At 60.8% G+C, this 16,924-nt stretch carries 16 protein-coding genes and 1 riboswitch; of the genes, 8 read left to right on the top strand and 8 right to left on the bottom strand.

Annotation, left to right across the window (positions count from 1 at the left end; all coding sequences use genetic code 11):
• Window positions 1-75: 75 nt before the first annotated feature.
• Window positions 76-1,107 carry a sensor domain-containing diguanylate cyclase gene (locus KQ933_RS12235; RefSeq protein WP_216755135.1) on the bottom strand — a complete coding sequence of 344 codons (1,032 nt, stop codon included), beginning with the start codon at window positions 1,105-1,107 and terminating at the stop codon, window positions 76-78.
• A 172-nt stretch (window positions 1,108-1,279) separates the two neighbouring features.
• Window positions 1,280-1,360: riboswitch (ZMP/ZTP riboswitch) on the top strand.
• Window positions 1,361-1,381: 21 nt separating this feature from the next.
• Here KQ933_RS12235 and KQ933_RS12230 point away from each other — a divergent pair.
• The 3 genes from KQ933_RS12230 to KQ933_RS12220 all read left to right on the top strand — a co-directional run bounded on the left by KQ933_RS12230 (window position 1,382) and on the right by KQ933_RS12220 (window position 4,875).
• Window positions 1,382-2,683 carry a folylpolyglutamate synthase/dihydrofolate synthase family protein gene (locus KQ933_RS12230; RefSeq protein ID WP_367882480.1) on the top strand — a complete coding sequence of 434 codons (1,302 nt, stop codon included), beginning with the start codon at window positions 1,382-1,384 and terminating at the stop codon, window positions 2,681-2,683.
• Between the two features lie 207 nt (window positions 2,684-2,890).
• Window positions 2,891-3,622 carry an alpha/beta fold hydrolase gene (locus tag KQ933_RS12225; protein WP_253958328.1) on the top strand — a complete coding sequence of 244 codons (732 nt, stop codon included), beginning with the start codon at window positions 2,891-2,893 and terminating at the stop codon, window positions 3,620-3,622.
• Window positions 3,623-3,747: 125 nt separating this feature from the next.
• Window positions 3,748-4,875 (top strand): ATP-dependent RecD-like DNA helicase, encoded by a 1,128-nt coding sequence (locus KQ933_RS12220; RefSeq protein WP_183736035.1) that lies wholly within the window; start codon window positions 3,748-3,750, stop codon window positions 4,873-4,875.
• A gap of 74 nt (window positions 4,876-4,949) precedes the next feature.
• Here the strand turns inward: KQ933_RS12220 and KQ933_RS12215 are convergent, their stop codons facing one another.
• Complete coding sequence (locus KQ933_RS12215) at window positions 4,950-5,642, bottom strand: MerR family transcriptional regulator (protein WP_216755133.1); 693 nt, start codon at window positions 5,640-5,642, stop codon at window positions 4,950-4,952.
• Between the two features lie 447 nt (window positions 5,643-6,089).
• Between KQ933_RS12215 and KQ933_RS12210 the strand changes: the two genes are divergently transcribed.
• On the top strand, window positions 6,090-6,842 hold the full coding sequence (locus KQ933_RS12210) for a pyridoxine 5'-phosphate synthase (protein ID WP_216755132.1): 753 nt from the start codon (window positions 6,090-6,092) through the stop codon (window positions 6,840-6,842).
• A gap of 49 nt (window positions 6,843-6,891) precedes the next feature.
• Here the strand turns inward: KQ933_RS12210 and KQ933_RS12205 are convergent, their stop codons facing one another.
• Complete coding sequence (locus tag KQ933_RS12205; protein WP_216755131.1) at window positions 6,892-7,773, bottom strand: SDR family oxidoreductase; 882 nt, start codon at window positions 7,771-7,773, stop codon at window positions 6,892-6,894.
• A 119-nt stretch (window positions 7,774-7,892) separates the two neighbouring features.
• Between KQ933_RS12205 and KQ933_RS12200 the strand changes: the two genes are divergently transcribed.
• Window positions 7,893-8,321 (top strand): helix-turn-helix domain-containing protein, encoded by a 429-nt coding sequence (locus KQ933_RS12200; protein ID WP_216755130.1) that lies wholly within the window; start codon window positions 7,893-7,895, stop codon window positions 8,319-8,321.
• A gap of 43 nt (window positions 8,322-8,364) precedes the next feature.
• Here KQ933_RS12200 and KQ933_RS12195 read toward each other — a convergent pair whose 3' ends face one another.
• The 4 genes from KQ933_RS12195 to KQ933_RS12180 form a co-directional block, all read right to left on the bottom strand.
• Complete coding sequence (locus tag KQ933_RS12195; RefSeq protein ID WP_216755129.1) at window positions 8,365-9,573, bottom strand: MFS transporter; 1,209 nt, start codon at window positions 9,571-9,573, stop codon at window positions 8,365-8,367.
• Window positions 9,574-9,667: 94 nt separating this feature from the next.
• On the bottom strand, window positions 9,668-10,291 hold the full coding sequence (locus tag KQ933_RS12190; protein WP_216755128.1) for a TetR/AcrR family transcriptional regulator: 624 nt from the start codon (window positions 10,289-10,291) through the stop codon (window positions 9,668-9,670).
• 60 nt (window positions 10,292-10,351) lie between these two features.
• A complete protein-coding gene (locus KQ933_RS12185; RefSeq protein WP_216755127.1) occupies window positions 10,352-11,269 on the bottom strand; it encodes a bifunctional helix-turn-helix transcriptional regulator/GNAT family N-acetyltransferase in 918 nt (305 codons plus the stop codon).
• Between the two features lie 160 nt (window positions 11,270-11,429).
• The gene (locus KQ933_RS12180) at window positions 11,430-12,152 is read right to left on the bottom strand and encodes an aspartate/glutamate racemase family protein (protein WP_216755126.1); all 723 of its coding nucleotides are present in this window, start codon (window positions 12,150-12,152) and stop codon (window positions 11,430-11,432) included.
• Between the two features lie 153 nt (window positions 12,153-12,305).
• Between KQ933_RS12180 and KQ933_RS12175 the strand changes: the two genes are divergently transcribed.
• From KQ933_RS12175 to KQ933_RS12165, 3 genes are all read left to right on the top strand, one after another.
• Window positions 12,306-12,767 (top strand): Lrp/AsnC family transcriptional regulator, encoded by a 462-nt coding sequence (locus tag KQ933_RS12175; protein ID WP_216755125.1) that lies wholly within the window; start codon window positions 12,306-12,308, stop codon window positions 12,765-12,767.
• Window positions 12,768-12,855: 88 nt separating this feature from the next.
• Entirely contained in the window at window positions 12,856-14,121 is a 1,266-nt protein-coding gene (locus tag KQ933_RS12170; protein WP_216755124.1) for an NAD(P)/FAD-dependent oxidoreductase, read from the top strand.
• 98 nt (window positions 14,122-14,219) lie between these two features.
• On the top strand, window positions 14,220-15,590 hold the full coding sequence (locus KQ933_RS12165) for an IS1182 family transposase (RefSeq protein ID WP_216755122.1): 1,371 nt from the start codon (window positions 14,220-14,222) through the stop codon (window positions 15,588-15,590).
• 142 nt (window positions 15,591-15,732) lie between these two features.
• Here KQ933_RS12165 and KQ933_RS12160 read toward each other — a convergent pair whose 3' ends face one another.
• Complete coding sequence (locus KQ933_RS12160; protein ID WP_216755121.1) at window positions 15,733-16,779, bottom strand: NAD(P)-dependent alcohol dehydrogenase; 1,047 nt, start codon at window positions 16,777-16,779, stop codon at window positions 15,733-15,735.
• Between the last annotated feature and the right edge of the window lie 145 nt (window positions 16,780-16,924).

Here is a 16,924-nt window from a genome sequence, read left to right as displayed (position 1 = left end):
TTAGGCACGCAGTCTTGCGATACCGGAGATGAGACACGGCAGGCGTCTGTTTTATTCCAGTTTCTTTTTCAAATCTCAGTTCGGATTGAAAACCACATAGCAGTCCCGTCCGGCAGCCTTCGCGTTATAAAGGGCGCCATCGACATTGCGCAGCAGTTCGCGGCGGCGGCCGCCGCCTTTGGGAGCAAGGGCTGCGCCGATGCTCAGGCGGGCAAGGATAGTATTTCCCTCGATCGTGAAGGGGCTGCGGAAGGCCGAGAGCAGGCGTTCGGAGACGGAGACCAGCGCTTCGGTGTTCGGCGGGTTCGGTACGAAGACTGCAAATTCGTCGCCGCCCATGCGCAGGACGATATCGCCGGAGCGGATGACTGAACGGATGCGGTTTGCTGCCTCACGCAGTACCTCGTCGCCGATATGATGGCCAAGCGTATCGTTGATCGACTTGAAACCGTCCATATCGAGATAGAGAGCGCCGAAGGTCTGGCCGGAGGCAAGGGCTGCTTCCAGCGCGTGGTCCACGATGGCATCGAGTGCGGCGCGGTTGAGGAAGCCGGTCAGCGGGTCGGTCATGGCTGCAGTGCGCAGGCTGCTTTCGGCAAGGCCCATGACGAAATTCGCCTTCTGCAGCCGCAGAAGCGCGCTCGCCACGCGGGCAAAACGGCGAAGATTGGCGGCCTCTTTTTCGGTGAAGAGCCGCGGCTTCTGATCCAGGATGCAGAAGGCGCCAATTGCCAGCTCGTTTTCCAGTTCCAGAGGCGCACCGGCATAAAAACGGAAATACGGCGGGCCCGTTACATAGGGTGCGGTGCCGAGTTCCGCATCCTGTTCCAGATCGGGAATGACGACCATGTCGTTGGCGAAGACGACGCGGGTGCAGAAGGAGAGGTCGCGCGGACATTCTGAAAGCTGCATGCCCGCTTCGCCGGCAATGCGCAGCCAGTCCTCATCTACGATGTTGACGGCGGCATAGGGCATTGCGAATGCGTTCTTGGCGAGCTCGGCAAGCGCTGCAAGCTCAGGCGTCGGGCCGCTGCTGATGGCGTTCAGCGAGCGTACGGCAAGCAGTCGCTGCGGTTCGTTGACTGGAATTCGGATAGTCTGCCCCACTTGGATCTCCGTCTCTGTCAAAGACAGGGGATAGAAATGGCCCTATTGAAAATCTCGGCAAGGGCTAAAATTCACCAGCGTTAACTGGCAGTTGTCGCGCGCGGCGTCGCGGTGGAGCGCTGCCGATGCCGCTTGCGAGGCTAGGCAGGGCGACGGAAAGGTTCTAGTGTCGCGCTGCCTGCGCGACTGGCGAGACATATGGACAACCATCGGAAAGCGCAGGTTGTCGATGCCGCTCGCCTGGGCATAAAATGAACCCTTGTAGCCGTGTACCATGCCCATGCAGAAACAGAATCCTCGCCTTATCGAAGCCCTTTCGCAACTTGATCAGCTCACCAACTGGGAACAGCGCCCGCGCGGCGAAATGCGCGTCGGACTGGAGCCGATCATTGATCTCTCCGCCCGTCTCGGCAATCCGCACCACGCCTTCCGCTCGATCCACGTGGCGGGCACCAAGGGCAAGAGCTCGACCTCGGCGCTGCTCGAAGCGGGGCTGCGCCATGCCGGCATTTCCGTCGGACGTTATGCTTCGCCGCATGTGGAGCACATTTCCGAGCGGGTCAGCATCAACAGCCGGCCGGTCGAGGAGGCCGTACTGGCCGAGGCGCTCTTCCTGGCGCTCGACGCCTTGCGCGCGGCAAGGACGGAAGGGACCGCGGCGGAAGCTGCGACATGGTTCGATATGCTGACGGCGGCCGGCTTCCTGATCTTCCGGTTTGCGGGCGTAGAATGGGCCGTGGTCGAGACGGGTCTCGGCGGGAGGCTGGATTCCACCAATATCGTCGACAGCGACGTTTCCATCATCACCAATATCGGCCTCGAACATACGGAGATATTGGGCAAGACGCGCGCCGCCATCGCCTTCGAAAAGGCCGGCATCATCAAGCCGCATTCGACGGTCGTGACACCGCTTGATGCCGACCATGAGGCGGGCGCTGTGATTGCCAAGCGCGCTGTCGAAATCGAAGCGCGGCTTATCCGGCCGGATTTTTCCGGGCTGAAGACGATTGCCGAGCGCAATGTCGCAGTTGCAGGTGCCGCACTCGACGTGCTGGGCGAATTCGGCGTGGAGGCAAAGGACGGCAGGAAGGTTGCCGGATGGCTGATCGACAAGGCGGCCGAGCAGGAATCGCAATTGCCGGGGCGGCTGGAGCGCTTCGTCGTGACCGTTGCGGAGAGGCGCGTTGCCGTCGCGCTCGACGGGGCGCATGTGCCCTTCAATCTCGAAGCTGTGCTCGACGATCTCTCCGGCATGGAGGGGTTTGCCGGACCGGGTATCGCAGTCGTTGCGATTGCGGCGGATAAGGATGCCGCCGGGCTCCTCGAAGTGATGAGCCGTTACGGTGTCTCGCCGATCTTCACCTCGGTTTCGGATCGTTTCCGTTCGCCTGCCGAACTGCGAGAGCTTGCCGATAAGATCGGTCTTTCCAGCGACGTGATCGAGGATCCGCAGAAGGCTTATGAAAAGGCGCGTGAGCAGGCTGCCGCCACCGGCGCCTGGGTGATCCTCACGGGGTCGCTTTATCTCGTTGGGGTTCTACGCGAGCGGATCATTCGGGAAGCCGCGAAAGGCTAGCGGCGCGAAATAGGGCCGATTGCGATCATCCTCGGTCGGCTTGCGATCCTGAAATTTCAGTCTCACGGAAGAGTGAAGCCTTCGTGCGCTCTATTTCTATTGCGCACAATTAAGTTGTGCATTATTGATCCTGGCATTGGCATTCGAAAGGAACACAACATGCGTAATTTTCTGAAGATTGCACTGGTTGCCGGTGCGGTAGCCGCGATGGCTTCTCCTTCGTTTTCGGCAGATGCGAAGCCGACGGTGGTTCTGGTGCATGGCGCTTTCGCTGATGCGTCGAGCTGGAACGGCGTCATCGAAAAGCTCGAAAAGGATGGCTACCCGGTGGTCGCTGCTGCCAATCCGCTTCGCGGGGTCAAGTCTGATGGCGATTATATCAGGCGCGTCGTTGCGGGCGTCAAAACCCCTGTTGTGCTCGTCGGCCATTCCTATGGCGGCTCGGTGATAACAGAGGCTGCATCTTCGGCAACAAACGTCAAATCGCTGGTCTACGTGGCCGCATTCGCACCCGATAGTGGGGAAACGGCTGCGGCACTGTCGGGCAAATTTCCCGGCGGCACTCTGGCATCCGCGCTTGCCGAGCCTGTTGCGCTCGATGGCGGCGTCAAGGATCTCTATATCGATCAGGCCAAGTTCCATGATCAGTTCGCCGCCGATGTGCCGGAAGACGAGGCCAAGTTGATGGCGGCAACTCAGCGCCCGATCACCGATGCGGCGTTGAACGAGGCAATCGACAAGGCAGCCTGGAAGACGATCCCGGCCTATTTCGTCTATGGCGATGCAGATAAGAACATTCCGGCAAAGGCTCTGCAGTGGATGGCCGACCGCGCGCATTCGAAGGACACGGTCGTGGTATCGGGCGCATCCCATGTCGTGATGGTCTCGCATCCCGACAAGGTCGCAAAGCTGATCGAAGAGGCGGCTGCGAGCAAGTAAGCGATGATGCTGCTCACTGGAGCCAGCGCGAATAAAGCGTGCCGGAGATTTTCGCTCCGGCACGTCTGCGTTTGACGTGAATTTCCGCCTTGCCTATGCGATGCGAATCCTGCCAAGTCGCTTCCATGCAATTCGCCCCTCAACAGGATGAAGCCCTGAAGGCCGTTTCGAACTGGCTGAAGGAGGGCAGGTCGCCGCTCTTCCGTCTGTTCGGTTATGCCGGAACGGGCAAGACGACGCTTGCCAAGCATTTTGCCGAGCATGTTGATGGCGATGTTCTGTTTGCCGCCTTCACCGGCAAGGCCGCACAGGTGCTGCGCTCGCGCGGGGCATCGAATGCCAAGACCATCCATTCGCTGATCTACCGGCCGCGCGGCGAGGAAGAGGTTGAGGATGAGGAAACCGGCAAGACCTCGATTGCGCCGATGTTTTCCATCAACCGCCAGAGCCCGGTCGCCAAGGCTGCCCTTATCATCGTCGACGAGTGCTCGATGGTGGACGAGGCGCTCGGCAAGGACCTGATGAGCTTCGGCACACCGATCCTGGTGCTCGGCGATCCCGGCCAGCTGCCGCCTGTGTCGGGCGGCGGCTACTTCACCAATCAGGAGCCGGATTACCTGCTGACGGATATCCACCGGCAGGCACGCGACAACCCAATTATCAAGCTTGCCATGCAGGTGCGTGAGGGCAACGAGATCATGTATGGCGACTACGGCACTGCGCAGGTGATCTCGAAGAACGAGGTGACGCAGCCGCTGGTCATGGATGCCGATCAGGTGCTCGTCGGCACCAACAAGACGCGGCGACGCTATAACCAGCGCTTGCGTGAACTCAAAGGGTTTACGACCGAACATCCGCAGACCGGCGACAAGCTTGTCTGCCTGCGCAACGACCCGGCCAAGGGCCTGCTCAACGGCTCGCTCTGGCAGGTCATGACCTCGTCCAAGGAAACGACGAAGCCCGGCATCAACCTGCTGGTCCGCCCTGAAGACGACGACATGGATCGGGGGGCTGCGAAGATCAAGCTCCTGAAGCAGGCCTTCGAGAATGTGGAAGGCGAGATTCCCTGGAACACGCGCAAGCGCTATGACGAGTTCGATTACGGCTATGCGCTGACGGTGCACAAGGCGCAGGGTTCGCAGTGGAACAATGTCGTGCTGTTCGACGAAAGCTGGGCCTTCCGTGACACGCGCGAGCGCTGGCTTTATACGGCGATCACACGCGCGGCAGAGACGCTGACGATCGTCCGCTAAGGTCTGGCGTTCGTTGGGGATTGGCGTTCACTGCCATGCAGATGCGGTGGCGGCCGCAGCCGGTGTGGGGAGAATCAAGCCTGCACGATGCCGAGGAGAACCGCCTTGGCGATCGCCTGAAAGCGGTTGTTGGCTTGGAATTTCATGATGATGTCGGCTTCCAGCGCGCGCGTTTCCTCATGTCTGAGGTCGAGGGCGCGGGCGATGCGCTGCGTCGAATATCCCTCGGCCATCAGCTCCAGGCATTGGCGCTCCTGATCGGTCAGGCTTGCCGGATCCCTATTGTCGTTGATCGGCGGCAGGTCGAGGCTGCTGTCGTAATCGAGAAGGTCGCTCACCTGTTGCAGCTGCCGATGCAAAGTCGACATCTCAGCCGTCAGCTCGCGCTTGCGCTGGGAGAGCGCCTCGTGGAAGATCGACTCAGCCTCTTCCTGCGAGGCCGCGCCGCGCAGAACGTCCATCAATTCCTGGATGACGGCGATCGGCATGCCGGTTTCGCGGCAGACGGTGATGACCGCCATGCGCATGATGTCATCCTGATCGTAAACGCGCATCAGGCCGATGCGGTTTGCGGAAATCAGGCCCTTTTCCTCATAGAAATGCAATGTCCTGTGCGTGACGCCGAAAGCGTTCGCCATGTCGGCGATAGGCACTGGACCGTGTGGGATATCCGGCGGCAAAGCGGCCGAAGGCAGGAACCGGTATTTCGACCGGGCCTCCGAAGCGATACCGGCGGCAGCAAACATACGTTTGGAACCGTCTGGCATGAACCCTCCTGGGGCAGCTAGTTGCACCTCATGCGGTTTGCCAGTTGCTTCCGGAGCGCAGCGAGTGGGGTTTCCTCAAGCGTTCTTATCGTTGGAAGAAGCAGGACTCGGCGTACTTACTCGTTACGCAGCGCCCACATTATGCGCGGACGTTCTTTTTTAGAAGTGCTAAAAATAACCGTTTTTAAATGGGATAGCAATGTCATGGCACTCAATCCACCTCTTGCTTCGGATGTGTGGTACGATGTCACCACACGGTTTACTGCCGCCGACGAATGGTCTTTCAAGGGAACGGGAATTACTGTTTCCGGTACGGGGTGTGACGTCAGCAGCTGCGGGGGGATCGCCATCACCAGCAGGCATGAATGCATCCGCGAATCTCATTGGCGTTGACGGGCCGCTTAGCTTAAAAGCAGGCCAGTTTTTCAAGCGCTGATGGATCTCGCCATGCCCGCCAAACTTTCCGTGAACCTCAATGCCATCGCCATGCTGCGCAACCGGCGCGATCTGCCCTGGCCAAGCGTGGAAGGGCTCGGGCGCATCGCGCTTGCCGCCGGCGCCTCGGGGCTGACCGTGCACCCGCGGCCGGACCAGCGGCATATCCGCTTTTCCGACCTTCCGGTCATCCGCAACCTGATCGACGACGAATTTCCGGAAGCCGAATTCAATATAGAGGGTTATCCGACCGAGGAGTTCCTGGCGCTTTGTGCTGGTGCTGCGCCGGAGCAGGTGACGCTGGTGCCTGACGATCCCTCACAGGCGACCTCCGACCATGGCTGGGATTTCCGCAAGCATCAGGCGTTTCTCACCGATGTCGTGGCGCGGCTGAAAAAGATGGGATGTCGCGTTTCGCTGTTCGCCGACGGCGATGGCGACGCTGAGGCGGTGAAGGCCGCGAAGGCGACGGGGGCCGACCGAATCGAACTTTACACCGGTCCGTATGGCGGCTGCTACGATGCGCCGGAGCGGGCGGGGCCGATTCTCGAGGGGCTTGGCAAGACGGCGGATGCGGCGATTGCGCTCGGCCTTGCCGTCAATGGCGGCCATGATTTGACGGTGGCAAACCTGCCGGCGCTGATCAAGCGTATTCCCGATCTCGCCGAAGTCTCGATCGGCCACGGGCTGACGGCCGACGCACTCGAATATGGCATGGCGGAGACGGTGCGCCGCTTCTGCCGGGCTTGCGGCCAGAAAATCTGAATGAAGAGGCCCGCCCTCGGTGGATGCGAGGGCGGGACTTTAGACCGGCTCAGGCGGTGAGCGCGGCCTTGTTGGCGATGAAGTAGTCCTTCAGCGACTGCGGTTCTTTGCCCGTCAGCTTGGTGAAGTCGTCGGTGACGATGTCGAACTTGCCGGCGCGGATATTGGCGTCGGCGGAGACCAGCATGTCGGCAACGAAGCCCGGCAGGCCGGCGCCGCGGATGCCCTGGCCGAGCTGTTCGTCGGTGACACTGACGACATCCAGCGGCTTGCCGGTGGCTTCGGTGACGATGGCGGCGATTTCCTTTGAGGTCAGCGACTGCTTGCCGGTCAGCGTGTAGATGCCGGTGGTCCCGGCGGCGAGGACCGAAGCGATGGCGAGTGCGCAGTCGTCACGCGAGATGGTCGAGATCTTGCCGTCACCCGCCGAGGTGAACCATTTTCCGGTCTGCAGATTGTGCGGCATGCCGTGCAGATAGTTGTCGTGATACCAAGCGTCTCGGACGATCGCGTAGGGGATGCCGCTTTCCTTGATGGCGTTTTCGGTGCCGAGATGATCGGGCGCGAAGGTGACAAGCGAATTATCAGGGGCCGGCATGGAGGTGTAGGTGATGTGCTTCACCTTTGCCTTCACAGCAGCAGCGACGGCGGCTTTGTGCTGGGTCAGGCGCTTGCCGGGCGTGTCGAGCGCATCCGTGCTGATGATCAGCAGGCGGTCAGTACCAGCGAAAGCGGCTTCGAGGCCGGCTGCGTCATCGAAATCCGCCTTGCGGATGACAACACCCTTGGCAGCGAGACCAGCGAGCTTTTCCGGGTTGCGGGTCGCGGCAATGATACTAGCCGGGGCGACCTTGTAGCTTTCGATCAGGTGATGGACGACAAGCTGGCCGAGTTGGCCCGCAGCGCCGGTGACGAGAATGGTTCCGCTCATAGTATCCTCTAGTGGTTGACAGGTGGTCTCAAAAAGAGAGTAACACTAGAATAGGAATTGACCCGAGACTGTAAAGAAGGCAGTTTTTCGAGACTTCGTTACCAAAAGGGAACCAGCTCATGGCCGGAACAGTCGTCAATCTGAAAGCGAGAACAGACCAATCCGAAGGGCTGGGTGCGCGGCGCGAGATCGACCTTGCCAGCCTGGATTTCACCAATTGCCCGGTTCGTGATGTGTTACAGCAGATCGGTGGCAAATGGTCGACGCTGATTCTCGAAGCGCTTGCCAAGCAGCCCTACCGTTTTGGCGAATTGCGCCGGATGATCCCTGATATTTCTCAGCGCATGCTCACCCAGTCGCTACGCGACCTGCAGCGGGACGGCTATATCGAGCGGGAGGTTTTTCCGACGAAGCCGCCGAGTGTGGAGTACCGGATGACCGATCTCGGCCGCTCGCTCTACACGGCGTTGTCGCAGCTTCTGAACTGGGCCGAGGCGAACCATGACGAGGTTCGCGCCGCGCGGCTGCGCTTTGACGCAGAACAATGAAAGAAGGAAGGATCAGGCGGTTACCCGCCTGGTCCTGATTTGACTACATCTTACGGCCTTCCGTCAGGAAGAACAGGAAGGCGAGCGCTGGGAAACAGAAGCCGATCCAGGCGGCCATCGTCCAGCCGCCGGTTGCGTAAGCCCAGCCGCCGAGTGCGGAGCCGATGGCGCCGCCGGTGAAGAACGTCGCCATGAACAGGCCGTTCAGGCGGCCGCGATGTTCCGGGCTCAGCCCGTAGATGGCGCGCTGGCCACAGACGAGATTGGTCGTCACACCGAAATCCAAAAGGATCGCCGCAGCCGTCAGCAGGACCAACGCCATCAGCGAGCCGTCGGTGGCGAACTGGCTGATGAGGAAGGAACCCATGCCGAGCAGCATCGCGAGCGTTGAGGCGACCTTCGTCAGGCCTCGGTCGGCCAGGCGGCCGGCGATCGGCGAGGCGACGGCGCCGGCAGCGCCAGCGAGCGCGAAGAGGGCGATGCCGCTCTGCGATATGCCGAAAGCCGGGCTTGCAAGCAGCAGCGGCGCGGTCGTCCAGAATAGGCTGAAAGCGCCGAACATGCCGGCCTGATAAAGGGCGCGGCGCTGCAGCACCCGCGAATTCAGCGCCAGATGGCCCATGGAGGCCAGCAGCTCACCATAACGCAGTTTCGTGTGCGGGATGCGAACCGGCAGGTTGGCGCGCAGCACGACGCCGAGTGCGATCATGACGGCGGCGGTGACGTAATAGACCATATGCCAGGACGAGGCTTCGGCAACGAGACTCGCGAAGGGGCGGGCGAGCATGATGCCGCAGAGCAGGCCGCTCATGACATTGCCGACGACCTGGCCGCGCGTGGCATCCGGCGCCATGCTGGCGGCGAAGGGAACGAGAACCTGCGCTGCGACCGAGGCGAGGCCGATGCAGAGCGAGGCCGTCAGGAACATTGATGGCGTGGAGGAGAAGGCCGCGCCGACGAGGGCAAGTGCGGAGCCGACAGTCAGCGTCAGTATGAGACGACGGTTTTCGAAGAGGTCTGCAAGCGGCACCAGAAGCAGAAGGCCGAGACCGTAGCCGATCTGCGTCAACGTGACGATGAGGCCGGTTGCGGCAGGCGAGAAGCCGAGATCGGCGCTGATCAGGCCCGCCAGCGGCTGGCCGTAATAGAGGTTGGCGGCGACAAAGCCGCAGGAAGCTGCAAAAAGGAAGGTTAGCCAGGGGGATAGGGCTCGGGGCATGGCCGCATCCGGCGTGGTGGCTGAAACGCTCATCAGAAACTCCAGTCGGGCAATGATTGGGAGGATTGAATGCAATTTAATCGTCTGCCGCCACCCGATCCTTGAACGGGTGCCGGTATTTCGGTCGTCAGGTCACGAGCCGCATTGCGGCCTCTGCCGCAGCCATCATCTCTTTCTCGCCGCGTCCCGTCTTCCCGATGACGCGCAGCCCCTTGGTCAGGCAGAGAAAGGTGAGGGCCGTGGCATCAGCATCCACGGTCGGCGGAATCGTGCCATCTGCCTGGCCGATGCGGATGAGATCGGCCATCAGCATTTCATCAGCGGAAAAGGCGGCGGCGACATGCTCTGCCGCTTCCTCGTCCAGCAGAGAAAGATCGTTCGCGCCGCCGACGACGAGGCAGCCCTTGAGGCCTGCTTCGCCATGGGAAAGTTCGGCGTAATACATGACCATCTGGAAGACCTTTTCGCGCCCGGTCTTTACGGATGCGATCTTCGCCTCCAGCCGGCCGCGTCCGAGCTGACGATAGCGCTTGAAGGCGGCAAGGAAGATGCCGCGCTTGTCCTTGAAAGCCTTGTAGACGCTGCCTGAGGCGAGGCCCATGGCTTCGGTCAGTTCGCTGATGGAGGCGGCGTGGTAGCCGCGCTCGGAGAAGACGCGCAGCGCAGCATCGAGGGCTGAGTCCATATCGAACTCGCGCGGGCGGCCGCGGCTGCGGGTCTTCACATCAGGTGTCAGGGTGTCAACGGTCATGACGCCTAATTAGGGAATGACCGTTTCCAAATCAAGTAAAATTTCTGCGACGCAGCAAAATCAGAGATCGAGCACCCAGGTCTGGCCATTGGCCTCAGGGCCGAACATGCGATGTCTCTCTTCGGAGACAAGCCGGAAGCCGGCCTTCTGATAGATGGCGCGGGCGGTATGGAGGAAGTCGTTGGTCCAGAGCGAGATCTGCCGGTATCCCTTGCGGCGGGAGAAGGCGATGCATTCTTCGACGAGCTGTTTACCAAGGCCGAGACCGCGAGCGGCCTTGTCGACATAGAGCAGGCGAAGTTTGGCGATGCCGTCGCCGCCATTGGTGATCAGCACCGAGCCGAGATTGATGCCGCCACGCTCGGCGATCCAGCAATGCTCCATCTCGGGGTCGAAATTGGCGAGGAACTTTCCGGCGACATCGGCGACCAGCCCTTCGAAGCGCAAATCCCAGCCATATTCCTCGGCATAAAAGCGTCCCTGGCTCTGGACGATCCAGCCGATGTCACCGGTGCGATGCGAACGGATGATAGCGGCTGCCGGTCGTACCTGCGGATCGAGGATGGCGCGGATCGTGCGCATGGCGGCAACGGCCGCTTCCGGCTCGCCATCGGCCAGCGTCTCGAAACGGGCGGCGATTTGCGCATTGGAGCGGCGGCCGAATTCCTCGAACTGCGCTCGTCCCCTGTCGGTGACAGTGAGGATCTGGCTGCGCTGATCGGCTGGATCGGGCGTTGCCTCGATGAGGTCTTCCTCCCGGAAGCGCTTGAGGATGCGGCTGAGATAGGCGGGATCGAGCTGCAGGTCGCGGGCGAGCGCGCCGGCATTGACGCCATCATGGACGCCGATCTCGAAGAGCACACGCGCATCCGTCAGCGTGAAGGGGGTATCGAGATAGGCCTTGTTCAGAAGGCCGAGGAAGTTCGTGTAGAAGCGATTGAATTCGCGGGCGGATTCGATGAGGGCAATATCGGTCATGGCAGGGTCTCCTACAGCATCGGCCCGAGAATCCGTTTTGATTTTGGGTAAGCCTGATGCGCAGATTCAAAGAGTTAGAACGCCGTGCGTCAGAATGGACGCACGGCGTTCTAACGAAACTCTGCTGCTTTTATTTGACTGAGTCAACTAAATTGGTGACTCAGGCCGCGTCTTCTTCTTCGTTTGCGAGTTCTCCCTCGAACGCGAAATCGACAGCGGCGCGGGCATGGATTGTCGTCGTGTCGAAACCGGGCAGGGGAAGCCGATCGGGATCAAGGATCAGGCAGATTTCTGTGCAGCCGAGGATGATGCTATCGGCGCCCTTGGCGTGGGCGCGTTCGATCACGGCCATCAGTTTTTCACGCGAGCTGTCGAGCACCTTGCCGGCGCAGAGTTCGTTGAAGATGATGTCATGGACGGTGGTGCGGTCGGTGGCATCAGGCACGACGATGTCGAGACCGAGGCTCTTCATGCGGTCGGTATAGAAGCCGTGCTCCATCGTGTAGCGCGTGGCGAGCAGCAGCGGGCGCTTGCAGCCTGCTGCGTGGATCGTCTTTGCCGTCTCGTCGATGATGTGGATCAGCGGCACGGAGATATGCGTAGCAACCTCGGGCGCGATCAGATGCATGGTGTTGGTGCAGATCAGTACGCAATCGGCACCGGCAATCTGCAGGCGCAGTGCAACATCGCCGAGGCGTGAGGCAGCCATATCCCAGGCGCCGGCCTTCTGCAGGGCGACGATCTCCTCGAAATTCACCGAATGCAGAATGAGTTCGGCGGAGGCCAGTCCGCCCAGGCGCTCGCGCACCATCTCGTTGATGAGGCGGTAATAGACTGCGGAACTTTCAAAGCTCATGCCGCCGATCAGGCCGATTGTTTTCATGGATGGTCGCTCCCTCTGGTGTTCTAGGATGCGTTGATGATGCGGTAAATCGGGCGCCGATTGTTTGCAAAGTTTGTGCTTTTATGCAGATCTGTGCTAATACTTCGCGTCGTTTTTCGGTATCTCGCAAAATTCAGGCGTGGAAGTGTGATCATGATCGACGATCGCGACAAGCGGATTCTCGATATGCTGCAGGAGAATGCAGGCATCTCCGTGACCGATCTTGCGGAACAGGTGGCGCTTTCGGTTTCGGCCTGCTCGCGGCGTATCCAGCGGCTGGAAGAAACCGGCCATATAGCGCGGCGCATCGTCGTGCTCGACCGGGAGAAGATGGGCGTACCGACGACGGTCTTTGCGCTCATCAAGACGGCACATCATTCCGACGAGTGGACGGAGAGCTTCCGGCGGGCGATCAGCGATATTCCCGAGATTGTCGAGGCGCACCGGCTGACGGGCAACTACGATTACATCCTCAAGATCGTACTGCCGCGCGTGGAGCATTATGATGTCATTTACAAGCGGATCGTGCGCAGGATCGAGCTTTTCGACGTGTCGGCTTCGATCTCCATGGAACTGTTGAAACATGGTACGTCCATACCCGTCTCCTATGCCTGACGTTGTGGGGAGATATGCCGAAACGGCGGTTGAATCCTTCGTTCGAAAGGCGACATTTGTTGCAGCGCAATGACGAAAGGGTAGGATCATGAGCGAACATCATGTCGTCGTTGTCGGCGGTGGCTTCGGCGGACTGCAGCTCGTCAACGGATTGAAGGGTGCGGGTGCGAAGATCACGCTCATCGACCGGCGCAACCACCATCTCTTCCAGCCGCTGCTTTACCAAGTGGCAACGACAATCCTATCCACGTCGGAGATCGCCTGGCCGATCCGCCACCTCTACGCCGACCGGCCCGAGGTGACGACGCTGCTCGGCGAGGTCAATGGCGTCGATGTCAATGCAAAGAGCGTTTCACTGCGCAGCGGCATGGTGCTGAACTACGATACGCTGGTGCTCGCCACCGGCGCCACGCATGCCTATTTCGGTCACGACGAATGGGAGCCGGTGGCACCTGGCCTGAAGACGCTGGAGGATGCGACGACGATCCGCCGCCGCGTGCTGCTCGCCTTCGAGCGAGCGGAAGTGGAAAGCGATCCGGCCGCACGCGACGCGCTTTTGACCTTTTCCATCGTCGGCGCAGGCCCGACGGGTGTCGAGCTTGCCGGTATCATTGCCGAGCTGGCGCATTTCACGCTGCCCAAGGAATTTCGCAAAATCGACACGCGCAAGACCCGCGTCGTGCTGATCGAGGCAGGTCCGCGTGTGCTGCCGGCCTTTGCCGAGGAGCTTTCGGCCTATGCGCAGAAGGCGCTGGAAAAGCTCGGCGTCGAGGTGCTGACGGGAACGCCGGTGACGCAGTGCGCGGCTGAGGGCGTGACTGTTGGCGAAAACTTCATTCCGAGCCGGACGATCGTCTGGGCGGCGGGCGTGCAGGCCTCGCATGCGGCGCGCTGGCTCGGCGTGCCGGCCGACCGGGCAGGGCGTACCATCGTCGAGAAGGATCTGACCGCACCCGGCCTGCCGGATGTCTTCGTGATCGGCGATACGGCCTCCGTCATCAGAGAGAACGGCAAGCCGGTGCCGGGCATTGCGCCGGCGGCCAAGCAGCAGGGCGGCTATGTGGCGAAGGTCATTCGCGCCCGCATATCCGGCAAGCCTGCGCCTGCGCCGTTCAAATACTGGCATCAGGGCAGCCTGGCGACGATCGGCAAGAGTGCGGCCATCATCGATTTCGGCCGGATCAAGCTCAAGGGCTGGATCGCCTGGTGGATCTGGGGCCTTGCCCATATCTACTTCCTGATCGGCACGCGCTCGCGCTTTACCGTCGCCTGGAACTGGCTGTGGATTTATCTTAGCGGCCAGCACAGCGCCCGGCTGATCACCCAGCGCGAGACGATGCGCGACGACGGGTAGGGGCGAACAAACTGTAAAGAAAAAGGGCGGCCCGAGAGCCGCCCTCAGACTGCTGACAAACCCCTGGCCACAGCCAGGGGTTTGTGATTCACTGGGACATGTTGAAGAAACCTGCTCCCGAACAAACGGCTCTCGAGATGGTGACGCTCGACAGCCTGGTGCCGAAGGATCACCTGCTTCGCAAGATCGATGCGGTGATCGACTTTTCCTTCATCCATGATCGTGTTGCCGGGCTCTACTGCGCCGACAACGGGCGTCCGCCGCTCGATCCTACCTTAATGTTCAAGGCTCTGTTCATCGGCTACCTGTTCGGGGTTCGCTCGGAGCGGCAGTTGGTGCGCGAGATCGAGGTCAATGTCGCCTATCGCTGGTTCCTTCGGATGAAGCTGACTGAGCCGGTCTTCGATGCCTCGACGCTGTCGCAAAACCGTCGCCGCCGCTTCAACGATACGTCCGTGGTCCAGGACATCTTCGATGCGATCGTGAAGCAGGCGATCCGGCACGGCCTGGTCGACGGCACGGTACTGTATACGGATTCCACGCATCTGAAGGCCAATGCCAACAAGGGCAAATATGATCTTGAGATGCTCCAGAAATCGCGGGCCGATTACTGGGCCGATCTTGACCGGGCGATCGAGGCCGAACGGGCCGCGCATGGCCAGAAGCCGCTGAAGGAGAAGGCGCGCGAGCCCGAGGTGAAGGAAACCAAGGTCAGCCGCACCGACCCTGAAAGCGGCTACATGGTGCGCGACGGCAAGCCCAAGGGCTTCTTTTATCTCGATCATCGGACCGTCGATGGTCGCCATGCCATCATCACCGACACGCATGTGACGCCGGCCAATGTGCATGACTCGATCGTCTACCTGGAGCGGCTGGACCGGCAGCGCGACCGCTTCGACTTGCATGTCGGCGCGGTCGGGCTCGATGCGGGCTATGCGACATCAGGCATCGCCAAGGGACTGGAGGACAGAAAAATCCTCGGCGTCACCGGCTATCGCAATCCCACCCCACCCAAGGACGGGATGATGCGCAAATCGAAGTTCGTGTTCGAGCCCGAGACGGACGGCTATCGCTGCCCCGAGGGCCAGTTGCTGACCTATGCCACCACCGACCGCAACGGCTACAAGCACTACCGCTCCGATCCTGCCATCTGCCGAAACTGCCCGCTGCTTGCCTCCTGCACGTCCAATGCCAAGGCTGAGCGCACCATCACCCGCCATGTCTGGCAAGACGCCCGAGAACGAACAGATGCCAACAGAAAGACACCCTGGGGCAAGGCAATCTATAAGCGGCGAAAAGAGACCGTCGAACGTTCCTTTGCCGACGCCAAACAACTTCACGGCCACCGCTACGCCCGCTTCCGAGGCCTCGTCAGAGTCCGCTGCCAATGCCTGCTGGCCGCTGCCGCCCAGAACATCAAGAAGATCACCATAGCGCTGACCAAGACCCCAAAGCCAGCCTGGGGATAAGGCCAGACAGCCGTAATTCTCATCAGACCAACCTCATCGGCAAAACGTCACTTCACCGGGCGTTCCGACAAAAAACCGCCGACAAAATCGACGGGTTTGTCAGCGGTCTGAGGGCGGCCCGAGAGCCGCCCTTTCTGTTTCATCACTCGGCCAGCGAGGCGATATCGATGACGAAGCGGTAGCGCACGTCGCTCTTCAGCACGCGTTCATAGGCTTCGTTGACCTGCTGGATGTTGATCTTCTCGATTTCGGAAACGATGTTGTGCTCGCCGCAGAAGTCGAGCATTTCCTGGGTTTCCTTGATCGAGCCGATCATCGAGCCGGAAATGCTCTTGCGGCCTGGAACCAGCGAGAAAGCGTGGACCGGGATCGCATTCTCGGGAATGCCGACCACGACGAGGGCGCCATCCACCTTCAGGAGACGGAGATAGGCGTTCCAGTCGATCTCGGCGCTGACTGTGCAGATGATGAGGTCGAACGTGCCGGCGAGCTTCGTGAAGGTTTCCGCATCGTTGGTGGCGTAATATTCCTTGGCGCCGAGCTTCAGGCCGTCTTCCTTCTTGGAGAGGGTCTGGGAGAGGACGGTGATATCAGCGCCCATGGCGGCACCGAGCTTGACGCCCATATGGCCGAGGCCGCCCATGCCGACGATCGCGACCTTCTTGCCGGGGCCGGCATTCCAGTGGCGCAGTGGCGAATAGAGCGTGATGCCGGCACAGAGCAGCGGCGCGGATGCATCCAGCGGAAGGTTGTCCGGGATGGACATGACATAACCTTCCTTGACGACGATGCTATCGGAATAGCCGCCCTGGGTGCGGGTCTTGCCGTCGGCTTCGAACTCGTTGTAGGTGCCGACGAGGCCCGGCATGTACTGTTCGCGGTCGAGGTCTCGTTCGGCGCAGCCGACGCAGGAATCGACGAAGCAGCCGACGCCGACGCGGTCGCCGACCTTGAACTTCGTCACTTTGGAACCGACGGCCCTGACGATGCCGGCGATCTCATGACCCGGCACGATCGGGTAGACGGCGTTCTTCCATTCGTTGCGGACAGTGTGGATGTCCGAATGGCAGATGCCGGCAAACTTGATGTCGATGACGACATCATCCTCGTTCGGATCGCGGCGTTCGAAGGTAAAAGGGGTCAGCGGCTTGGAAGCGTCAGTCGCGGCGTAACCTCTGGCAATAGGCATGGGTGCCTTCCTTTCCGATGTGGAGGGTGGGGTGAGAGGGGTGGCTGAACTATTGCGCGGAACCTTGCCGCAGCGTTAGAGCGATACTCTCAGCTTTTTGCACGATCCTGCAAAAGTGAGCCGGCCACCTGTTTGCGAAATGGAA

The organism is Rhizobium sp. WYJ-E13, assembly GCF_018987265.1.
Lineage (GTDB): Bacteria > Pseudomonadota > Alphaproteobacteria > Rhizobiales > Rhizobiaceae > Rhizobium.
Note: the sequence above shows the minus strand (reverse complement) of the source record. Positions and strands in the feature narration are given on the sequence as shown.

Excerpts from the sequence above, each read along its gene's own strand:
- KQ933_RS12170 (WP_216755124.1), top strand. The coding sequence starts at position 12,856 with ATGAGCGAACATCATGTCGTCGTTGTCGGCGGTGGCTTCGGCGGACTG.
- KQ933_RS12195 (WP_216755129.1), bottom strand. The coding sequence starts at position 9,573 with ATGAGCGTTTCAGCCACCACGCCGGATGCGGCCATGCCCCGAGCCCTA.
- KQ933_RS12160 (WP_216755121.1), bottom strand. The coding sequence starts at position 16,779 with ATGCCTATTGCCAGAGGTTACGCCGCGACTGACGCTTCCAAGCCGCTG.
- KQ933_RS12205 (WP_216755131.1), bottom strand. The coding sequence starts at position 7,773 with ATGAGCGGAACCATTCTCGTCACCGGCGCTGCGGGCCAACTCGGCCAG.
- KQ933_RS12165 (WP_216755122.1), top strand. The coding sequence starts at position 14,220 with ATGTTGAAGAAACCTGCTCCCGAACAAACGGCTCTCGAGATGGTGACG.
- KQ933_RS12200 (WP_216755130.1), top strand. The coding sequence starts at position 7,893 with ATGGCCGGAACAGTCGTCAATCTGAAAGCGAGAACAGACCAATCCGAA.
- KQ933_RS12190 (WP_216755128.1), bottom strand. The coding sequence starts at position 10,291 with ATGACCGTTGACACCCTGACACCTGATGTGAAGACCCGCAGCCGCGGC.
- KQ933_RS12180 (WP_216755126.1), bottom strand. The coding sequence starts at position 12,152 with ATGAAAACAATCGGCCTGATCGGCGGCATGAGCTTTGAAAGTTCCGCA.
- KQ933_RS12230 (WP_367882480.1), top strand. The coding sequence starts at position 1,382 with ATGCCCATGCAGAAACAGAATCCTCGCCTTATCGAAGCCCTTTCGCAA.
- KQ933_RS12225 (WP_253958328.1), top strand. The coding sequence starts at position 2,891 with ATGGCTTCTCCTTCGTTTTCGGCAGATGCGAAGCCGACGGTGGTTCTG.
- KQ933_RS12210 (WP_216755132.1), top strand. The coding sequence starts at position 6,090 with ATGCCCGCCAAACTTTCCGTGAACCTCAATGCCATCGCCATGCTGCGC.
- KQ933_RS12220 (WP_183736035.1), top strand. The coding sequence starts at position 3,748 with ATGCAATTCGCCCCTCAACAGGATGAAGCCCTGAAGGCCGTTTCGAAC.
- KQ933_RS12185 (WP_216755127.1), bottom strand. The coding sequence starts at position 11,269 with ATGACCGATATTGCCCTCATCGAATCCGCCCGCGAATTCAATCGCTTC.
- KQ933_RS12215 (WP_216755133.1), bottom strand. The coding sequence starts at position 5,642 with ATGCCAGACGGTTCCAAACGTATGTTTGCTGCCGCCGGTATCGCTTCG.
- KQ933_RS12175 (WP_216755125.1), top strand. The coding sequence starts at position 12,306 with ATGATCGACGATCGCGACAAGCGGATTCTCGATATGCTGCAGGAGAAT.